Below are 21,215 nucleotides of genomic sequence, written 5' to 3' on the forward strand. Positions count from 1 at the left end.
TGCAGCGCAATTCTTCATATCACCACTCTGCAACGCTGCCATCCGCGTGGCGCCACACCGGATTGCGCCAGCGATGCCCAACCTTGGCCATCTCGCGCACTTTCTCCTCGTTCACCTCGATGCCCAAGCCCGGTCCTTGCGGAATCATCACCATGCCGTCTTCATATTTGAAGACTTCGGGGTTCTTGATGTAATCGAGCAGGTCGTTGCCCTTGTTGTAGTGAATGCCGAGGCTTTGCTCCTGGATGAAGGCGTTGTAGCTGACGGCATCGATTTGCAGGCAGGTCGCCAGCGCGATGGGCCCGAGCGGGCAATGCAGGGCGAGGGCGACGTCGTAGGCTTCGGCCATCGATGCAATCTTGCGGCACTCCGTAATCCCGCCCGCGTGCGACGCGTCCGGTTGGATGATGTCGACGTAACCGCCGGCCAGGATGTGCTTGAAGTCCCAGCGCGAGTACAAGCGCTCGCCGAGCGCGATCGGCGTGCTCGTCTGATTCACGATGTCGCGCAATGCTTCCACGTTCTCCGACAGCACCGGCTCTTCGATAAACAGCAGCTTGTACGGGTCGAGTTCCTTCGCAAGGACCTTCGCCATCGGCTTGTGCACGCGGCCGTGGAAGTCCACGCCGATGCCAATATTCGGTCCCACCGCCTCACGCACCGCCGCCACGTTGTTGATGACGGCCTGGACTTTGTCGAAGGTATCGATGATCTGAAGTTCTTCCGAACCGTTCATCTTCACCGCCTTGAAACCACGGTCCACGACGGCGCGCGCGTTGTTCGCGACATCGCTCGGGCGGTCCCCGCCGATCCACGAATACACCTTGATCCGGTCGCGGACCTGGCCGCCGAGCAGCGCGTGGATTGGCACGCCGTGATGCTTGCCCTTGATGTCCCAGAGCGCCTGGTCGACGCCCGCGATCGCGCTCATGCCGATCGGCCCGCCGCGATAAAACCCCGCGCGATACATGACTTGCCAGTGGTCTTCGATCAGCAACGGGTCTTTGCCGATCAGGTAGTCCGACAACTCATCGACAGCGGCTGCGACCGTGTGCGCGCGGCCTTCCACCACCGGTTCACCCCAGCCGACGATGCCTTCATCGGTGGTGATCTTCAGGAAACACCAGCGCGGCGGAACGATAAAAGTCTCAAGTTTGGTGATTTTCATGCTGGCGTCTCCTGATTTTTCCGGTGAGTGGGGAACGAGGGTTTCTATGCTATCAAAATTTGGTTTGTTGTGTATATTAATAGTACTATTCGACGAAAAAGCTTGTCGGGGAAGGGTTTGTATAATCGCGTCGGTTCTATATAGCGTTACGTTTCGGCGAAAAAGGGGAAAGTTATCCAGCACGATCTGCACGGACGCGTGGCGTACGAGCTTGGCACCGAGATTTTGCGCGGCGATTTTCCGCCCGCGTCCACTTTGCCGCGCGAAGCCGAATTGATGGAGCGTTTTGGCGTCAGCCGAACCGTGCTGCGGGAGGCGTTGCGGACGCTGACATCGAAGGGAATGATTGAATCGCGGCCGAAGATCGGGACGCGCGTGCGGCCGCAACACGCCTGGAATCTTCTCGATGCCGACGTTCTCGAGTGGTACTCGCGAGTCGCCAAGCCGTTGCAGTTTGCGATCAAGCTGCAGGAAATGCGCGAGATGATCGAGCCTTATGCCGCCGCGTTGGCCGCAGCGAATCATGATGACGATGCGTTAGCGCGTCTCGGCGATGCGCACCAGGCGATGCTGGACGCGCGCAATGTCGATGAATGGGTTCGTGCCGATTTGCGGTTTCATCTGAGCGTGTTGAATGCGTGCAGCAATGAATTGCTGGTGCCGCTCGGGACGCTGATTGAGCGCACGCTCGAGGCGCAGTTGCGGTTGAATGCGCGGCGGGCGGAGGTTTTCAACGCATCGATGGCGGAACATACGGCCGTTTTCGATGCCATCGTCGCGCGGAATTCGGCGGCGGCGAGGGATGCGATGGGCGGTTTGCTCGGCGTGACTCGAGCGCGGATTGAAGGGTAGATAGACGGGAGATAAACGACGTTCGGCACGCTCGGCGATAATTTCATTTTCGAGATAAAGTTGCGGGTCCGAGCGCTGTTTGGGATTGGTTTTAGCCGAGGTTCTTAGCTGTTCTATCCGACACGCGGCGCTCCGCATCCTTCCGAAGGAGCCCGATTTGCCGCACGTCCCGATCTCCGTCATGTCCTCGTGGGGCGCGTGGGCCGTGTTCGTCAGCGTGCTCGCCACCCAGCTCGGCGTCCCCATTCCCGCTGCACCCATGCTGGTGCTCGCCGGCACGTTAGTCGCGGCCGGGCTGGCTTCGTTCTGGCATATGTTGGCGGCCGCGGTCATCGCGGTGGTTATCGCCGATTCGCTCTGGTTTGCTGCCGGACGGTTGTATGGCCGGCGGTTCCTGACGTCGCTCGTGCGCTTTTCACTTTCCCTCGATACCACTTTGCGTACCGCCCGGCATTGGTTCGAGCGGTTCGGCGTGCCTTTGCTGGCGCTTTCTAAATTCGTTCCGGGATTGGGATTGGTGTCGTCGCCGTTGCTCGGGACGACGCAGATCGATGTGCGCGTTTTCGTGTTCTGGGACCTGGTGGGCGCTGCGTTGTGGGCGTCGTCGTGGATGCTTGGCGGCGCGATTTTGAAGACTGAGGTGGCGCATCTGCTGGTGTTCGTGAGGACGTATGGGCTCACCGCGCTCGATGTGCTCGGGATGGCCGCGGGTGCGTTTCTGGCGTACCGATGGGCGCGCCGCATCCAGTTCCGTCGATGGCTCGCGAAGTATCGGATCTCGCCCGAACAACTCGATGAAATGATGCGCTCCGATGCGCCGCCGGTTATTTTCGATGCCCGGCCGGAAGACGTGAGGAAGAAGGAGGCGCATCGCATCAAAGGCGCGATTCCGCTGGACCTGGAGTCGTCGAGGAAAATCGATCCGATGTTTCAGGAACACGAGGTCGTGGTGTATTGCGTGTGTCCGAATGAAGCGACGGCCAAGCATATCGTGCGGCAGTTGCAGGCGAAGGGGTTTCGGAACGTGCGGCCGCTGAAGGGCGGGTTGGACGCGTGGGAGAAGAAGGGGTTTCCGGTGGAGGCTATTCCTTTGGATTCGTTGCGGGCGGGTTCTGGGGGTTCTTCATCTTCTTCCTCTTCGCTCGACGACGACGATGATCGGAGCATCGGCGATATGGTGACCGTTCGGGCTACGGCGCCGGAGTGAGGTTCTTGTTGTTTTTCGCTAAGCGGAGTTGTGTCGGATGACGCTGTTGGATGGGGTGGATCCCTCGCAACTTTTTGGCCTGCCAGCGCCAGATATCGCCACGTTGGATGATGGTTTGCAAGTTCCCTTTGTACAGACCGGGCACGAGCATCACGAGGTGATGCTGTTCGTGCATGGGTCGCTTTGTGACTTTCGATACTGGAAGCCGCAGTTAGGGCCGCTTGCGAAGCAGTATCGATGTGTTGCGCCCAGTCTTTCGCATTATTGGCCTTCGGGGGTGTTGGGGTTTGGAGCTATGGCGGGTGGCACGCGGCAATTTAGCTGGGACGCGCATGTTGATGAATTGGGGCGGTTTATCGAGCGGCTGGGCGTTGGGGCGGTGAATGTTGTCGGGCATTCAAGAGGTGGGTGTGTTGCGTTTCATTTGGCCGTGAGGTATCCGGAGTTGGTGAAGTCGTTGGTGCTTGCTGATCCGGGTGGGGCGGTGGCTCGGCCGGGTGCTGATGGGCGAGCGCGGACGGTGCTGCCTGCGCCGATTAATGCGCTGCGGGCTAAGGCGGCGGAGTTGATTGGTAGCGGGGAGGTTGATGCGGGGTTGGAGCTTTTTGTCGATTCGGTGAGTCGGCCTGGGTTCTGGGCGAGGAGTCCGAAAGAGTTCAAGGCAATGGCGATGGATAACGCGAATACGTTGGCGTTGCAGTTTCGTGATCCGTTGCCGGCCTACGATGCGCATGCGGCGGGGCGGGTGCAATGCCCTACGCTGCTTATCGATGGGGAGAAGAGTCCGAGGATGTTTCGAGATGCTGCCAACGCGCTGGAACGTTGGATTGAGAACGTAAGCAGGGTCACGATTGAAGGCGCATCGCATGGGATGAATGTCACGCATGCGGGAGCCTTCAATCGTGTGGTTGCAAATCCTGACTGATTAGTGGATTCCGTTTGCGACTGGCCGGGTTCCGCGAAGCCACTCCCTAACCTCGAGCAAGTTCTCTAGGTCGACATCCTCTCCGAGAGTGCCGTTTTCGTTAACCCAGCGTAGCCGCTCGTGATCTTTCGTTAGAAACAATACTTTTCCATAGAAAGGGGGGATGTGCTTAGCTTTCCGCGCCGCGTCTTTAACGTTCTCTTTTGTCTCGACAAGCCGCATTATCGGTTCATCGCCCGGGTAATGGCGTAGACAGACCACAAAATCCGGGTAGAAGAAATTCTTATGTTCGCCTCGGACCAAAGCCACGGAGTATGGTTTTCGATCCGGATTTCGATGCCACCACTCGACGAAATCTGACCGGTCTAGTGCCTTAGCAAACACCCTCTCTTCACTATTAAGCGCGGACACGCCGTCATACTTGCCGGTTATAAATCGTCCTTGCTCCAAAGGCCACGTGCGTTCAGCCAGATAGGCCCTATCGCCAAGGAAAAGAACTTGCTCAATACGCGCCAACTCGTCGGTTGTCGGCGGCAGAACGCCGTATAGATTTTTTCGCGACGTACTCAATGATATATCGGACGGAAATAACATTGCGTTGGGAAGTGGCTCGGCGTCAACTGTTTTAGCCTGTGACGCAATTGCTTCGTGCAGTGCTTCGGCTAGCCGGTCGACCTGCCTGATTACTATCCAATGCGCCGCATCCCGAGCATATCGATGCATTATTTTTGTAGTGGGTTTTTGGTCTTCTTCGGTATTGTCAAATGCATCTTCTATCATTGGCATCATCCGTTGAGCGATGACGTCTGTAATCAAATGGCAATCAGCTTCCTCTACCTGCGGCAGATTTCTCAAGCACGCATACGCTGTTTTCCAGAGCGCATTTCTGTCCGTAACGATGTGAACCAGCTCGTCGTGCTGCGCTCTGGTCGTCAGTTCGGTGTGAATCTCATTTTCTTTCATGCGATTCAAGGCAACCTTTATCGCGTCCTCGATTAACTTGCCCGGAAAATCAAGCTTTGCGGCAACGCTCCGAGAAATCGCACTCATGTCGGTAAGTTCCGGCCGCACTTCACGCTTCAGCGACCTGGGCACATTTGCCAATGAACGACGCAACGGATACATGCGGATCCTGCGCTCCGCGAAAGCTGCTTCTAGATCCTTCTCCGATCTAACGGCGATCACGAATTTTGTTTTCGTTGGTTTTACTAGATCCGGTAGAACCTCATCCAGCCCATTCGGGGCTTCAGCAAACAGCTCGTCCTGTATTCTGTGGTTCGGCCATTTGGTGCTCGGAGGATCATCTTCGCGTGAAACGTTCAACGGCTTCGAATCTGGGAAGTGAAGATCGTAAAGTAACGGTGTCTGCGATGTCGGTTGGTTGCTGTATACAACAGCGCCCGAGATTGTTTGGCGCGTTATCAATTTTTCTGTATGACCTTCCAACTGGCTTTTAATCTGACCAGTTGCTGCAACCGCCGCCTCAAAGCCGCGCTGCACTTCCGCGTTAGCAAGGTAGACGTATGCAGTGTCAAGGTCCGCAGGGATGCGATCCGTTTTTACGTATCGTGAACGAATCGCCTTGGATACCCGCATAACCCGACCGATAAACTGAGTTGCGAAATCTGGATCGTTGACGGTTTTTGTTGATGCAAGCACGAACGCGCGCGGAGCATCAAAGCCCGTACCCGCTGACTGTTTAAAAATTAAAACCTCTTTCGAGGAGTCGTTGGCAATCGCGGCCATTAGCACGGGGTCCGGATCATCGGAGGAGTGCTTCCCAATTGCATGAGCTGGTACGTTGCATAGACCCATTAAGTCCTGTTCCGCTTCCTCCACCGATTTAGCACCGTTTGCAACTTGGACAAGCAGCAAAGGGACGAGCGGAATCCCTTCACTTTGGAGTAATTTTTTCAGTTTTTGATTTCTTTTCCACGCTTGGCGCAGAACAGTGCGTTTTAAGTCCGCGACTGTTTGAACGCTGGCTCGCATGTCGTAGATTATCGCTTCGATAAACCTCTTGTTGAGGCGCGCTGAGACGACTTCGTCGCGACTCACCGTAAATGATTCGAATTCCGATCGTCCAGCTCCAGCAAGGAAATCAAGGAGCCTTTGGTCCTTGGGCGTGGCAGTTGCCATGACAAGAAAGTCCGGGTTCAGCCACTGTGCGAATTTGCCGAACTCCGTGGTCTTATCTAAGGCAATATGAGCTTCATCTACGACCAACCCAATCGCAAGATTCTTCGCGATAGCCCGTGCACGTAGCTCCGCTAACGTCCGAGTCTCGTCATTCCCGTCAGCGTTGTAGCCCTGGGTTCTCCACTGCGCCCTTGAGACGGCCTGTGCTGTCGAGATCAGCACTTGACCTGGAGCCGCGTCTTGATTGCGTCCGTGGGGAAGAAGAAGCGGAGTTAGATCCGCTGCGTGACTTGCGACAGCATCTAGTGTTTGCGCTACTAAGTTCACAAAGGGGACAAACCAAAACCAGAGGACAGAGCGCTCGGCGCTTACATTTGATAAGACCTGCGCTAGCATGTAAGTTTTGCCCGATCCTGTAGGCGCCCGTAAGAGGCAAGGCGGTCGGCTTTCACGGAGCAACGCTTTGGTAATGCCGCGAATGATCGCAAACTGAAAAGGCTCCGGCTCGTTGATCTCAGCTTGCCCAGCCGTCAAGAGAGCATTCATCGGAACTTCAGTGTCGCCGTGGATTGTCATCGAATCTTGTCAGTTAGTTTGCGAACGTCGTTTGACCGCGCAGGAGCGCGTCAATCAGGGAATAGCTATTTATCTGAACGCCAAAAGCAGCAAGTCTTTCTAATACAGCATCCGGCCTTGTTGAGTAGACGGCCAGCCGGCGTGCCGGCCACGAAGCTATTTTCTCTACTGCTTCGACCGTCACATCGGTGCACATCAAAATGGCGAGTTCATGATTGCCAGCAATGCATTGTACAGACCCGTTTTCCACGGGCTGAATTGTTTGATTTTCCCGTAGGCTAAGTAGCTCGAACGCCTGGTGTGGCGCAACGTCAAATGCGAGGTCAGCCGGTTCGACCAGTTCGAGTTGCAGGTATGCAAAAGTACCGCCAAGGCCCTTAGTGGAGCCATATCCCTTAATAACGCGACGCACACGCTCGGCACACACATCCCGGCAGAGGTTCTTATTCCTTTCTTTTTTTGTCGCTTCTGTACTAGAGCACAAAATAAATTTCCTCTGACCTCCATCCTTCGCATTTAACTCCAAGACTGCCTGTGCTGTGGTGCCGGAACCAGCAAAAAAATCTAAAACAATGTCGTTCGGACCGGTCGCTTGTTCAAGAAGCCCCTTTATCAAAGATAACGGTTTGGCGTAGTTAAAAGCGCGATCGCCGAAGATCTCTGTTACTAGCCGAGCACCCTCTTGGTTAGTTCCGGAAACGAGATTTGCCTCAAGTTCATAGTCGCCTTCTTCGAACGTCGGTACGATCCAGCTTGACAAAGGTTGGGTCTGATTACGCAGATCTGCTTTATAACGCTTAAACTGTGGTCGTCCAAAGCCAACAGGTCGCCCGATCCAAAAATCCAGATTTGGTAGGTCTCGACGTAATAATGGAGTCTTTCCGCTTTTCGGCACATCACCAGTATCGATCGCCCTAAACAGCTCCGCCATATTTGACCAAGTTTCGACACGTTGATTTGACGGAAAAATTATTTGTCCAAGAGCGATAAATTCCTCCATCGTTCGCGTCTGGACCGTTTGACCTTCTTTTAATCGGTCTTGGCTAGCATAAACCCAGACCCGGTCAGGGTTTGAGGGGTACGATATTCCTTTATCTGGATCGATAAGCGGATAATATAAGTTCGGGCGCTCTTTATACGAAAAACCCAGTGTGAGATTGTCGGGCCGCCAATCACCTCGTGGGTCATTGTCGGAATTTCCATACATTTCATATGTTTTTTCAAATCCCTTAAAGCGGAATTCTGGATTGCCGTATACTAATATATGCTCATGATCAACGCTAAGGAAGCACTGCTGATCAGCATTTGATCCCTGCCTAGTCCTCCACGTAATCGTTCCTAAGCGTCTGCCCGGCATGACATCGTCCAAAAGCAATTCTAAACGCGCTCGGTTCTCGTCGTTAATCGAAACCATCATCACGCCAGTGGGCGTCAATAGATCTCTAGCGAGTTCAAGTCGACGATAAAGAAATTCCAACCACTGAGAGTGACGCCACCGATCATTTGCTCCGACATAGGAATCGTTATAGACCCAGTCTTTATTTCCTGTATTGTACGGAGGATCAATATAGATAGCTCCGATCTTTCCGCGATGGGTTGATCTGAGCATCCTGAGCGAATCGTAATTGTCGCCCTCAATAATGAGGTTGGCGCACGCGGCTCCTCTCGGCGCGAGCATCGACCATTCTTGCCGGAGGACTGGCATCACGAGGTTTGCGTTCAGCGCTTTGTCACGCTCTATCGCGTTAGCTTCCCAGTAGAGTCCTAACTTCTGTTTGGTGAGGTGCTCCACCAGGAGTCGGCGCAGTTGCTGCTCATTAAGGCTATCTAGTTGCGACAGTAAGCTTGCATTGCTCATTCCTTAGATTCCCATTTCGTTACTTGCCAATTGGAGTGACGCCGTTTTCGAGTCCACAAGTGGTCTTGGACGAATTTCGACGACATAGTCGATTGCCGTGCTTTTCCGTTGCACTATCCCAAAAGGCAGTTTTGAGCGATCGAATCGTAACTTTGCGTCGCCGTTCGGTTCGAAAAAGGGTCAACAGTTATATGTCAGCCTCAATCGACTCGATCATGCAAGCGGCTGTACAAAAGTATAGCTTGCTGACGCCGTTGGTCGTTACGGCTCCCGGGTTCAACAAGTGCATGTTTCTCGACGATGCTGCGGCCTGTCGGGTACAAGGCCGGGCGCGTGCGAACTAGCGCATGTGACGGTAGAATCCGAATCGTGCAGCGCTATCGAGTCAATAGTTCGTGCTACCGGAAAGGTACCTACTAAGCCAACCAACTCTCGGTGAGCCGGGCAGCCCTGGTTGTTTTTAACATTTCCGCGTGTGCAGTGGGTGGGCCATAGAGAGTCCTTCCGCCAACATAACCTCTTAGTTATGCTGCGGAATCGCGGCGCGCGGCGGGCGTCACAGCAGGAAGGAAGAGAGGTCTTCAGACATCCTCGGTGAAAAAAAGATCGTATAGGCCGCAGACCGATTTGTTGATGAGCATGCATGTCTACGCCTTTGTGCAAGGCCGTATAGGAGCCGAAATACGCAATGCGCTAAGCCTCAGAGTCGGCTAGAACACATCAATGATGGCAACCTCAGCGGCTGGCCTGTTGTCCGGTTTCACGCGGTGCCGAAGACAACTGTTTGCCTGTGACAGATCCACTGTTCCAAATGACAAAGGGTTACCAGCTCGCGCTGGTAACCCTTTGATTTTTACTGGTGGCGAATCAGGGATTCGAACCCCGGACCTGCGGATTATGATTCCGTCGCTCTAACCGGCTGAGCTAATTCGCCAAGAGATCGAGATTATGAAGAGGGTTGCGAAACCTGTCAACCCCTTCCAGGCTCATTCCTAGAGACAACGTAGCCCAGAAAGCGACCACCCCAAAAATCGCTCCCCGAACGACCCGAATATCAATCCGAGTCATAAACCGCCGTCCCTCTTGTCTCCTTGACAAACAGCATCCCGATCACGAACGCCGCCAAGGCGATCACTATCGGATACCACAGCCCCGAGAAAATATTCCCCTTTGCGGCCACGATAGCGAACGCCGTCGCCGGCAAGAACCCGCCGAACCAGCCATTGCCAATGTGATATGGCAGCGACATCGACGTGTACCGGATCCGCGCCGGGAACATCTCGACGAGCATCGCGGCGATAGGCCCATAAACCATCGTCACGAAGATCATCATGATGGTCAGGATCACAATAGCCATCGGCCAGTTGATCAGCGCCGGATCTGCCTTCGCCGGATAACCCGCCGACTTCAGCGTGCCAGCCAGCGTCTTGTCGAACGCGGCGCCCTTGGCCTTGGCATCGGCGGCCTTGCCGTCATACGTATCCACCACGGTGTCGCCCACCTTGACCTGCGCGATCGTTCCGGCCGGAGCCGCCACGTTCTCGTAGTTCAAACCGGCCTTCGACAATGCGCTCTTGGCAATATCGCAGGAGGTCGTGAACTTCGATGTCCCCACCGGGTTGAACTGGAATGAACACTCGTCCGGATTGGCAATCACGCTGATCGGCGCCTTCACCGTCGCGGCTTCCAGCGTCGGATTCGTGTAGTGAGCCAGCGCGTGGAAGAGCGGGAAGTACGACAGCGCGGCAATCAGGCACCCGGCCATGATGATCGGCTTGCGCCCGATCTTGTCCGACAGCGAACCGAAGAACAGGAAGAACGGCGTCCCGATCAACAACGCCACCGCCACCATGATGTTCGCGCTGGTGCCATCGACCTTCAGCGTTTGCGTCAGGAAAAACAGCGTGTAGAACTGGCCCGTGTACCAAACCACGGCCTGTCCCATCGTCAGCCCGAACAGCGCGAGCAGCACGATCTTCAGGTTCTTCCACTGCCCAAACGCTTCGGTCAGCGGCGCCTTCGACGTCTTGCCCTCCGACTTGATGCGCTCGAACACCGGCGATTCATGCAGCTTCATCCGGATCCACACAGACACAGCGAGCAGCAGGATCGACACCAGGAACGGAACACGCCAGCCCCACGCACCGAACGTTTCCTCACCGACAGAACTCCGCACCAGCAAGATCACGAGCAACGAGATGAAAAGCCCAAGCGTTGCCGTCGTCTGGATCCACGCCGTCCACGCGCCGCGCTTGTTGGCGGGCGCATGTTCAGCCACGTAAGTCGCAGCGCCCCCGTATTCCCCGCCGAGCGCCAGCCCCTGCAGCAGCCGCATCGCGATGAAGAGCACAGGCGCGGCTATCCCGATCGTGCCGTAACCAGGCAGTAGCCCGACCACGAACGTCGACAGACCCATGATCACGATGGTCACAAGGAAGGTGTACTTGCGCCCGACCATATCGCCGAGACGCCCGAACACAATCGCGCCGAACGGCCGCACGGCAAAACCCGCCGCAAAGCCGAGCAAGGTGAAGATGAAGGCAGCAGTCGGATTGACGCCGGAGAAGAACGTCCTGCTTATATAGATGGCAAGCGAGCCCGCCAGATAAAAGTCGTACCACTCGAATACCGTGCCTAGCGATGACGCGAAAATCACGCGCCGTTCTTCGCTCGTCATCGGTGCGTGGGAAATGCGCCCCTCGACCGTTGCCATGAAATCATCTCCTGTATTGATCTTTGAATGGCATCCGCGGATAGCGGCGCCGTGCAACGATTATTGGAGCGAAAACTTACGGCGTTCTGACGCGGAAGGGGCGGGCGCTTAGACGCTTTCCTATCTTCTTATTCATCCAAATGCTTCAAATCTGCGCTCTTCTATCTCAATAAGTTGGCTAACATCCGTCTAAATTCGATCATGCAAAAATGTTGGATGAGCTTCCATCAGGGTTTGTCCCGGGCAGGATAAACCCGCTGCAAGCCCACCCTGACAAGCGTTCCGGCTTGTCGCGGCGCTTCGCTGTACACGTGATCGTCTATATCGAGGGTGCCGCCGTGCATCAACGCGATCTCCCGGACGATGGCAAGACCCAGTCCGCTGCCATCGCCTTCACGCCCAAGAATTCGATAGAACCGTTCCACCACACGAGTGCGTTCCGCTTCAGGAATGCCCAATCCCGTATCTTCCACTTCGAGAAAGACGTGGCGCGTGTCGGACTCGTCGGTGCGCACTCGGACCGTGATCCGGCCTCCGGGCGGGGTATAGCGAATGGCGTTATCGATAAGATTCGACAGCATTTCGCGCAGCATCACCGCGTTGCCTTCAACCTCGACCGGATGCGGCGGCTCCTCGTAACCGATGTCCATCCGTTTCGCCAACGCCGCCTGCACCCAGTCGCGCACGGCAAGCCGTGCGAGGTCGGTCAACTCGACGCGCGAGAAAATCTGCCCCGACATCCGGTTCTCCGCCCGAGCCAGCGCGAGCAGTTGCGTCACCAGTCGCGCCGCGTGCTCCGAGCTCGTCGCTATCTGCTCGAGCGAGCGCTGCACTTCCGCCGATACATCCTGCCGCAGCGCCAACTCTGCCTGCGTCCTCAAGCCTGCGAGCGGCGTTTTCATCTGATGCGCGGCGTCCGCTATGAAACGCTTCTGCAACTGCATGTTCTGCTCGAGCCGATTGAGCAGATCGTTGAACGACGCCACCAATGGCGCAATTTCCGGAGGCGCGCGGCTGGCTTCTAGCGGCGAAAGATCATCGGGACGCCGGGCGCGAATATTCGCCTGCAGCGCATGCAGCGGCGCGAGTCCACGTGACAACCCAAACCAGACCAGCACGATAGCCAGCGGCAAAATCACGAACTGCGGCAGGATCACGCCCTTGATGATGTCGTTGGCCAACTGGCTGCGTTTATCGAGCGTCTCGGCCACCTGCACCAACACCGGGTGAGAGAGCGTCGGCGCTTCCACGGTCGTATAAGCGATGCGAATGTCGTTGCCGCGCAGCACGTCGTCACGAAACTCCACGATACCGGGCTGCGGCCGGTCATCGTCGTGAGGCAAGGGCATGTCGGCGTCGCCACCTACCAGTTCACCGCGCGTCCCCAGCACCTGGAAAAACACGCTGTCCACGTTATCCGCGCGCAGGAAGTCACGGGTAGCGTTCGGCAAGCGTAATTCCGCGACGCCGTTCACCGGCGCGATCTGCCGCGCGAGCACATACGCATCCGTTTCCAGCGCGCGGTCGAACGGCCCGTTGGCAATCGACTTGGCGACAAGATACGTGACTGCAATGCTCATCGGCCACAACAGCAGCAGCGGCGCGAGCATCCAGTCCAGGATCTCCCCGAATAGCGAACGCGGCGCGGGCTCGCCGTCGGGCTCGAGCTCGTCGGGCGGCGCGAACGGATTCGCATAACGCGCGTCGCGGGAAGCGTCGGGATCGGCTTCGGGCAAATCGGGCGAAATTGGCGATAGCTCGCGCAACGCCGGAGCGGCGCGCTCGGGGGACGCTGGCGAGCCCATGGCGTAATTACTCGTGGTTACTTGCTACTTGTACTGCGGGCTGGGCGAGGCAGGCTCGTCGGTATTTGCCGGGGCAGGCGCTACAGGAGTGGCCACCGCGGCAACGGCTTTTTCAAGGCTATAGCCTAACCCGCGAACGGTTATGATCCGCGCGCCGCCGGGCTCGATTTTTTTTCTTAGCCGATGGACATAGACTTCGATCGCATTGTTGCTGACCTCCTCGCCCCACTCGCAAAGGTGGTTGACGAGTTGTTCCTTCGACACCAGCCGGCCAACTCGCTGCAACAGGACTTCAAGCACGCCGAGTTCGCGCGCCGATAATTCGATGACCTGGTCGTTGATGGACGCAATGCGCCCGACCTGATCGAACGCGAGCGCGCCATGTTTGACGACGGTCGGGCCGCCTCCCGCGCCACGCCGGGTAAGGGCGCGCACGCGGGCTTCGAGCTCGTTCAGCGCGAACGGTTTGGCCATGTAGTCGTCCGCGCCGAGGTCGAGGCCCTTGACGCGCTCGTCGACACTGTCGGCGGCCGTCAGGATGAGCACGGGCATCTGGGAATTGCGGGCCCTGAGGCGTCTCAAGACTTCCAGGCCGGACATCATCGGCAGGCCCAGATCGAGGATCAGAAGGTCGAAAGTTTGTAGCGACAGCGCGTTGTCCGCATCCACGCCGTGCCGCACATGGTCCACGGCATAGCCCGATTGGCGGAGTGATCGAATGAGACCGTCCGCGAGTATGCTGTCGTCTTCGGCAATGAGGATTCGCATCGTAGTGTGCGCAAAAAGCATTGCCGGCACCGCAATTCGCCCGGCGCGGCGGTCTCCAGGTGTAGTGGTGTCCCGCATGGGTCGAACGTGGCGCTGAAACTACGCGCTTCGATCGGACTTGCAAAAACACCTGTTTTTTTATACAGTGTCTGCAGCAGTGCGCCCAACCGGAAAAAAGTCCCAAGGGCATGCGCCAGACGCCGTTCATCATAGCAAAGGACGATTCATGGAAGATAGCAAGAAAGGCCCGGGCGGGATGTCTGCAGAGAAGAGCAAGGCGCTTGCCGTCGCGCTCGCGCAGATCGAGAAGCAATTCGGCAAGGGGTCGATCATGCGGCTCGGCGCCGGCGAAGCCATTGAAGACATTCAAGTGGTGTCGACCGGTTCGCTCGGACTGGATATTGCACTGGGCGTCGGCGGTTTGCCGCGTGGGCGCGTAGTGGAAATCTACGGTCCGGAATCGTCGGGCAAGACCACGCTGGCGCTGCAAGTGATTGCGGAGATGCAGAAGGTTGGTGGCACGGCGGCATTTATCGACGCGGAACACGCGCTCGACATCGCTTACGCACAAAAGCTTGGCGTGAGTCCGTCGGACCTGCTGATCTCGCAACCGGACACGGGCGAGCAAGCGCTGGAAATCTGCGACGCACTCGTGCGCTCGGGTTCCATCGACATGATCGTGATCGACTCGGTCGCGGCACTGGTGCCGAAGGCTGAAATCGAAGGCGAAATGGGCGACTCGCTGCCTGGTTTGCAAGCACGTTTGATGTCGCAGGCGCTGCGCAAGCTGACCGGCACGATCAAGCGCACGAACTGCCTGGTGATCTTCATCAACCAGATCCGCATGAAGATTGGCGTGATGTTCGGCAATCCGGAAACCACCACGGGTGGTAACGCGCTGAAGTTCTATGCATCGGTGCGCCTGGACATTCGCCGTATCGGTTCGATCAAGAAGAACGACGAAGTGATCGGCAACGAAACCCGCGTGAAGGTGGTGAAGAACAAGGTTGCACCGCCGTTCCGCGAAGCCATCTTTGACATTCTCTACGGCGAAGGCATCTCGCGTCAGGGCGAAATTATCGACTTGGGCGTGCAGGCCAAGTTGGTCGATAAGGCCGGCGCCTGGTACAGCTATAACGGCGAACGGATTGGTCAAGGTAAGGACAACGCACGCGAATTCCTGCGTGAGAATCCTGAAATGGCGCGTGAAATCGAAAATCGGATTCGCGAATCGCTGGGCGTCAATGCAATGGCCGATGCAATTGCACCGGGTGTTGCCGAAGTGGCGGATGAAGAAGAATGAGTTTTAGGCGGTAAAGATGATGCGCAGCAAGAGCCGGTTCGGATCGAAGACCGGTCGCGATTCAAATCGTGACGCGGAGCAGGACGTAAAGGAAGATCCGGACGGCTCGAAGTCCATCGGCGACGAAGACGAAAGTCTCGGTGCCGAGGAAGAGGTTGATCGCTATGAACGTAGCAGCGATCGATACCGCGCAGCAGCAAGCGAACGCGTCGGTGCGGAGGGATCTGCGTCGGCGCGTCGTTCGTTTGGAAACAGCTTCTCGAAGAGTGGTGGGGTTTCCGGCGAGAAAAGTGGGGGCGGTGGGTTTAATAAGGGTGGTGGGTTTTCCAGCGGCAAGAGTGCTGGGAGTGGTAGTGGCAGTAGCGGTAACAGTAGCTTCGCCAGGAAAAGCAGCTTTGGGCGGGCGGGTGGTTCCAGTTTGTCATCGCGCGGCAGCAGCAAGGCTGAGGCGATCGCCGCAAGTCTGCAGGAAGCAGGCGAAACCACGCAGCAGGACAGCGAGCCGGTGTTCGAACGGTCGAGCGATCGTGCGTATCCGAAACGTGGATCGTTCGGCGGCGGAGTGTCGGCTCGGTCGTCTTCGAATAGTGCCTCCGCAGATACCTCGGCTGAGTACGAGCGATCCAGTGATCGCAGCAAATTTGGACGTGGCGGGTTGGGCGGACGCAAAGTGTCTGGTCAAGGTGCGCGTGGAAAATCTTCATCTCCGTCCGCTGACGGCGAGGATGTTTTCGAACGATCTACCGACCGGCAAACCAGCCGTCGCAATTCGCCGAAGTCAGCAAAACCCGCTGAAGAGAAAACGCCCCAACGTGCCGAAATCGCCGATATTGCAGCGTCGCCGCAAGTCGACCAGCACCAAAGCGAACCCGTGCAGCCTGATTCGCCGGCTGGTTTGGACGCGGTCAATGCCGAGGAGCGCTTAAAGTGCGCTCGAGCGGTGCTGGAACAGGCACAGGCACTTGTTCCATCACAAACCGCGCCTGAAAAAGCTGCCCGCAAATCGAAATCGAAACCCGCGGTTATTTCCCCGGGCATCCAGCAAGAAATTGGCATCGACATAGCCGATCCATTCGAGCCCTTCGAACAGTGCGCGCCACCGGCAACGGATGCGGTTAGCGAAAGCCAGAACACCGAACCGGTTTATTCACGCGGCTCTTCCGGACGCGGCAAAGCCTCCGCAACGGGCGATTCCAAGCGAAAAGGGCCGCAATTATCGTTACGCGGCCGTGCGCTGGGTTATTTATCGCGTCGTGAACATAGCCGCACTGAGTTGTCCCGCAAACTGACGCCGCATGTCGGTGAAGGCGAATCCCTCGACACCTTGCTCGACGCGCTTGAACGTGAAGGATGGTTATCGAACGAGAGATTTGTGGAGAGTGTCGTTCATCGACGGGGCACTCGTCTTGGCACAAGCCGGATCGTGCACGAGTTGAAGCGCAACGGTATCGACGAAACTCTGATTCAGGATGCCGGTGCTGAGTTGAACAAAACCGAACTCGCCCGAGCTCGCGAGGTCTGGAGCAAGAAATTCGGCGATCTGCCGACGACGCCGGCCGAACGCGCGAAACAAGCGCGCTTTCTCGCCACGCGAGGATTCAACGGCGGGACGATCGTGAAAGTGCTGAAAGCGGGCGACGACGAATTTATCGACGAATAGGCGCTGCCGTTTATTGGCAGCAGCTACGCGTGAAGGATGAATTTCAACCACCCCAAAAGCACAAACAAAAACTCCGACCTCGGCGCTGAGCAAGATCCCCCGCCGCCGCATACCTCTGCGAAACAAACTCCCGCCCAAGCCTCTGCATTGCCCCTCAAGCTTCCCCGCGGCAACTCGGTCCGGCTGAAAATGGCCAGTATGGTAAAATTTCGGCGTTTTCTCATTCCGGCCTTCCTCTGCACATGCCGCTTTCTCCGCCCGTTTCCCGACAGTTGCGCCATCGCCGCGCGATTCGAATGGAAGCGTTTGAGCGTGAAGATGGCTTGTGGGATATCGAAGCCTGTCTAACCGATGAAAAGCCGCGCGACGTCAAACTCGCGGCGGGCGTCCGGCCTCAAGGCCTGCCGATCCATGAACTCTGGCTGCGCATCACTATCGACCGCACGTTCAACATCGTCGACGCCGAAGCGGCTTCCGAGTGGGCTCCGTATGCGGGTCTGTGCGCAGCATCGAACACTGCGTATCGCGCGCTCATCGGCCTCAATCTTGTGCAAAATTTCCGTCGCGAATCCAGCCGTTTGCTGGCCGGAACGACCGGTTGCACGCATATCACCGAACTCTGCGCCGTGTTGCCAACAGCCGCTATCCAGGCATTTGCCGGCGAAGTGTGGAACACCGAAAAAGGCGGCGCGCCCGGCGAACCATCGGATAGTTCAGCAAGCACAGCAGCAAGCACAGAAGCCGAAAAAGAAACCGACAAACCCCCATTCCAGCTTGGCCGTTGCAACGCATTGCGTTTCGACGGTGAGGCCGTTCGGCAATACTATCCGCGCTGGTTTGGCCACGCGCCTCGCGGCGGGACAGACCGGATAGAGAATCAGGACAACTCCAGAAAGGCCGGAAGCGAAGTGGAGCCGGCTCAGCGAAATTAAGCGGAATCAAGCGGACTCAGCAGCAGACCCTAAGCGAATTTAGCAAGAGCAGGTTCCCAGAACTGGCCGACCAGGAAATATCAGCATAACGCCGTACGCGCGTACTTTGACGCGGAAAGCAACGCTGAACGTAACCCTAGCAATCCTTTAATCCACGTAATCGAAGTTCAATCCAACTCTCAGACTGAAGGAATCACGCATGAAGATTCACGAGTACCAGGGAAAGGAAATCCTGCGGAAGTTCGGCGTCGCGGTCCCGCGCGGCAAGCCCGTGTTCTCGGTGGACGATGCGGTCAAGGCCGCTGAAGAGCTGGGCGGCCCGGTATGGGTCGTCAAGGCTCAGATTCACGCTGGCGGCCGCGGTAAGGGCGGCGGCGTGAAGGTTGCAAAGACGCTGGACCAGGTTCGCGAATATTCGAACCAGATCCTCGGCATGCAACTCGTCACGCACCAGACCGGCCCTGAAGGCCAAAAGGTGAACCGCCTGCTGATCGAAGAAGGCGCGGACATCAAGAAGGAACTGTACATCGGCCTCGTGCTCGACCGTATCACGCAAAAAGTCGTGGTGATGGCATCGAGCGAAGGCGGCATGGACATTGAAGAAGTCGCGGAAAAGACGCCGGAACTGCTGCACAAGTTCGCCGTCGAGCCGTCGACGGGTCTGCAAGACGCAGACGCCGATGACCTCTCGCGCAAGATCGGCATTCCGGAAGGTTCGATCCCGCAAGCGCGCGCGATCCTGCAAGGCCTGTACAAGGCATTCTGGGAAACGGACGCATCGCTGGCGGAAATCAACCCGCTGATCGTCACGGGCGACGGCAAGGTGATCGCACTCGACGCCAAGTTCAACTTCGACGCCAACGCGCTGTTCCGTCACCCGGACATCGTCGCGTATCGCGATATCGACGAAGAAGATCCGGCTGAAGTGGAAGCGTCGAAGTTCGATCTGGCCTACATCTCGCTCGATGGCAACATCGGCTGCCTGGTGAACGGCGCCGGTCTGGCAATGGCCACCATGGACACGATCAAGCTGTTCGGCGGCGAGCCGGCCAACTTCCTCGACGTGGGCGGCGGTGCGACGACCGAAAAGGTCACGGAAGCCTTCAAGATCATGTTGAAGAACCCGGGCCTCAAGGCAATCCTCGTGAACATCTTCGGCGGCATCATGCGCTGCGATGTGATCGCGGAAGGCGTGATCGAAGCGTCGAAGGCCGTGTCGCTGAAGGTGCCTCTGGTCGTGCGCATGAAGGGCACGAACGAAGATCTCGGCAAGAAGATGCTGGCGGATTCAGGCTTGCCGATCATCGCGGCCGACAGCATGGAAGAAGCTGCGCAGAAGGTTGTTGCAGCAGCCGAGGGCAAGTAATCCAGGCCTAACAACCGGATTACGAGCGTTCCACCAGATACGAAAGGCGTCGGCTGTGCCCGAGTGCTCCATGAGCATTCGAGGCATGGGCGACGTCGACGAACAGAGGTCACACTATGTCGATTCTGATCAACAAAGACACCAAGGTCATCACCCAGGGTATTACCGGCAAGACCGGTCAGTTCCACACCCGCGCTTGCCGCGAGTATGCGAACGGCCGTGAAGCGTACGTGGCGGGCGTGAACCCGAAGCGCGCCGGCGAAGATTTCGAAGGCATCCCAATCTACGCAAGCGTCGCGGAAGCGAAGGCTGAAACGGGCGCAACCGTTTCGGTGATCTATGTACCGCCGGCTGGCGCCGCTGCTGCAATCTGGGAAGCGGTCGAAGCCGACCTGGATCTCGCCATTTGCATCACGGAAGGCATTCCCGTGCGCGACATGCTCGAGATCAAGGACCGTATGCGTCGCGAAAATCGCAAGACGCTGCTGCTCGGACCGAATTGCCCGGGCACGATCACGCCGGACGAACTGAAGATCGGCATCATGCCGGGTCATATCCACCGCAAGGGCCGTATTGGCGTGGTGTCGCGTTCGGGCACGCTCACGTACGAAGCGGTTGGCCAGTTGACGGCTATTGGCCTTGGCCAATCGTCGGCAGTCGGTATTGGAGGCGATCCGATCAACGGTCTGAAGCACATCGACGTCATGAAGATGTTCAACGACGATCCCGACACGGACGCCGTGATCATGATCGGCGAGATCGGCGGCCCGGACGAAGCGAACGCGGCTTACTGGATCAAGGACAACATGAAGAAGCCGGTGGTTGGCTTCATCGCGGGCGTCACGGCTCCGGCCGGCAAGCGCATGGGTCACGCGGGCGCGCTGATTTCGGGCGGCGCGGACACGGCCGATGCCAAGCTTGAAATCATGGAAGCGTGCGGTATCACCGTGACGAAGAACCCGTCGGAAATGGCGCGTCTGTTGAAGGCGATGCTTTAAGGGACCTTAGGGTCTAAGGAACGGCCGATCGACAGAAAACGCGGGGCTGCGTTATGCTTGCGTAAGCCTTTCGTAAAACGTCGGTTCTAAAAGCGGGGGAGCTCAGGCTTCCCCGCTTTTTTTATTGCGCGTACCTTTTGTCGCTGTCGTTCACCGGTTTTTTCATGCTCGAATTTTTCTCCACGCTCCATTGGGGCGCTGTTCTGCAAATCATCGTTATCGATATCCTCCTTGGCGGCGATAACGCCGTCGTCATTGCGCTCGCCTGCAGGAACTTGCCGGCGCAGCAACGCACGCGCGGCGTGCTGCTGGGTACGCTCGGCGCCATCGTGTTGCGGGTCGCGTTGATCGCGTTCGCCGTGGTGTTGCTCGATGTCCCGTTCCTCAAGTTCGTCGGCGGGCTGATGTTGTTGTGGATCGGCGTGAAGCTGATGATGCCGGATCACAGCGACCCGAATATCAAGCCGACCGACCAGCTTTGGGCCGCGATCAAGACGATCATCGTGGCCGACGCCGTGATGAGCCTCGACAACGTGATCGCGGTGGCCGGTGCGGCTGAAGCGGCCGATCCGCATCATCGGTTGGCGCTGGTTATCTTTGGCCTGCTGGTGAGTATTCCGTTGATCGTGTGGGGCAGCACGCTGGTGCTGAAGCTGCTCGACAAATTCCCGATCGTGATTGCGCTCGGCGCTGGTTTGCTCGGGTGGATCGCAGGCGGATTGATGATCGATGATCCGTTCTTTGACCGCTGGCCCGAATTGAACGTGCTGGGCGCCGAGTACACCGCGCACGTGGCGGGTGCGGTGCTGGTGCTAGCCGTCGGGTGGTACTTTCGGCGGCGCGTGTTGGCGAAGGAAGCGAAAGTCGCGCACTGATTTCGGGTCAAGGCATAGGCCGTCAGGCTGACTGTTGAGACCGGGCCGCACTCAATAAGATCGAAGCGTC

General features: G+C 57.4%; 15 protein-coding genes and 1 tRNA gene. 9 read left to right on the top strand and 7 right to left on the bottom strand.

The genetic code is table 11. From position 1 onward, the window contains the following. Positions 1-19: 19 nt before the first annotated feature. The gene (dgoD, locus tag ACSOSP_RS16245) at positions 20-1,168 is read right to left on the bottom strand and encodes a galactonate dehydratase (protein WP_047895817.1); all 1,149 of its coding nucleotides are present in this window, start codon (positions 1,166-1,168) and stop codon (positions 20-22) included. A 174-nt stretch (positions 1,169-1,342) separates the two neighbouring features. On the opposite strand from dgoD, the gene ACSOSP_RS16250 reads away from it, so the two are divergent. The 3 genes from ACSOSP_RS16250 (at position 1,343) to ACSOSP_RS16260 (ending at position 4,152) form a co-directional block, all read left to right on the top strand. Continuing rightward, entirely contained in the window at positions 1,343-2,020 is a 678-nt protein-coding gene (locus ACSOSP_RS16250) for a FadR/GntR family transcriptional regulator (RefSeq protein ID WP_455310990.1), read from the top strand. Between the two features lie 157 nt (positions 2,021-2,177). Further along, entirely contained in the window at positions 2,178-3,227 is a 1,050-nt protein-coding gene (locus ACSOSP_RS16255; protein ID WP_455308282.1) for a DedA family protein/thiosulfate sulfurtransferase GlpE, read from the top strand. Positions 3,228-3,264: 37 nt separating this feature from the next. After that, on the top strand, positions 3,265-4,152 hold the full coding sequence (locus tag ACSOSP_RS16260) for an alpha/beta fold hydrolase (protein ID WP_455308284.1): 888 nt from the start codon (positions 3,265-3,267) through the stop codon (positions 4,150-4,152). On the opposite strand, the gene ACSOSP_RS16265 is transcribed toward ACSOSP_RS16260, so the two are convergent. From ACSOSP_RS16265 to ACSOSP_RS16290, 6 genes are all read right to left on the bottom strand, one after another. Then, entirely contained in the window at positions 4,153-6,867 is a 2,715-nt protein-coding gene (locus ACSOSP_RS16265; RefSeq protein WP_455308285.1) for a DEAD/DEAH box helicase, read from the bottom strand. A gap of 13 nt (positions 6,868-6,880) precedes the next feature. Continuing rightward, on the bottom strand, positions 6,881-8,725 hold the full coding sequence (locus tag ACSOSP_RS16270; protein WP_455308287.1) for a site-specific DNA-methyltransferase: 1,845 nt from the start codon (positions 8,723-8,725) through the stop codon (positions 6,881-6,883). 857 nt (positions 8,726-9,582) lie between these two features. After that, positions 9,583-9,659: transfer RNA gene (locus tag ACSOSP_RS16275), tRNA-Met, on the bottom strand. Between the two features lie 120 nt (positions 9,660-9,779). Next, entirely contained in the window at positions 9,780-11,438 is a 1,659-nt protein-coding gene (locus tag ACSOSP_RS16280) for an MFS transporter (RefSeq protein WP_455308289.1), read from the bottom strand. Between the two features lie 227 nt (positions 11,439-11,665). Further along, complete coding sequence (locus ACSOSP_RS16285) at positions 11,666-13,243, bottom strand: sensor histidine kinase N-terminal domain-containing protein (RefSeq protein ID WP_455308291.1); 1,578 nt, start codon at positions 13,241-13,243, stop codon at positions 11,666-11,668. 24 nt (positions 13,244-13,267) lie between these two features. Continuing rightward, positions 13,268-14,011, bottom strand: coding sequence for a response regulator (locus ACSOSP_RS16290; protein WP_455308293.1), 744 nt, complete (start codon positions 14,009-14,011; stop codon positions 13,268-13,270). A 226-nt stretch (positions 14,012-14,237) separates the two neighbouring features. Here ACSOSP_RS16290 and recA point away from each other — a divergent pair, with 226 nt between their 5' ends. From recA to ACSOSP_RS16320, 6 genes are all read left to right on the top strand, one after another. Then, positions 14,238-15,314 carry a recombinase RecA gene (recA, locus tag ACSOSP_RS16295; protein ID WP_455308294.1) on the top strand — a complete coding sequence of 359 codons (1,077 nt, stop codon included), beginning with the start codon at positions 14,238-14,240 and terminating at the stop codon, positions 15,312-15,314. A 16-nt stretch (positions 15,315-15,330) separates the two neighbouring features. Continuing rightward, the gene (gene recX / locus ACSOSP_RS16300) at positions 15,331-16,974 is read left to right on the top strand and encodes a recombination regulator RecX (RefSeq protein WP_455308296.1); all 1,644 of its coding nucleotides are present in this window, start codon (positions 15,331-15,333) and stop codon (positions 16,972-16,974) included. A 242-nt stretch (positions 16,975-17,216) separates the two neighbouring features. Beyond that, the gene (locus ACSOSP_RS16305) at positions 17,217-17,906 is read left to right on the top strand and encodes a DUF2889 domain-containing protein (protein ID WP_455308297.1); all 690 of its coding nucleotides are present in this window, start codon (positions 17,217-17,219) and stop codon (positions 17,904-17,906) included. A 184-nt stretch (positions 17,907-18,090) separates the two neighbouring features. Then, entirely contained in the window at positions 18,091-19,272 is a 1,182-nt protein-coding gene (gene sucC, locus ACSOSP_RS16310) for an ADP-forming succinate--CoA ligase subunit beta (RefSeq protein WP_455310991.1), read from the top strand. A 116-nt stretch (positions 19,273-19,388) separates the two neighbouring features. Then, the gene (gene sucD, locus ACSOSP_RS16315; protein ID WP_031359567.1) at positions 19,389-20,270 is read left to right on the top strand and encodes a succinate--CoA ligase subunit alpha; all 882 of its coding nucleotides are present in this window, start codon (positions 19,389-19,391) and stop codon (positions 20,268-20,270) included. 164 nt (positions 20,271-20,434) lie between these two features. Further along, on the top strand, positions 20,435-21,145 hold the full coding sequence (locus ACSOSP_RS16320) for a TerC family protein (RefSeq protein ID WP_455308300.1): 711 nt from the start codon (positions 20,435-20,437) through the stop codon (positions 21,143-21,145). Positions 21,146-21,215: the final 70 nt, after the last annotated feature.

The organism is Caballeronia sp. KNU42, assembly GCF_053760385.1.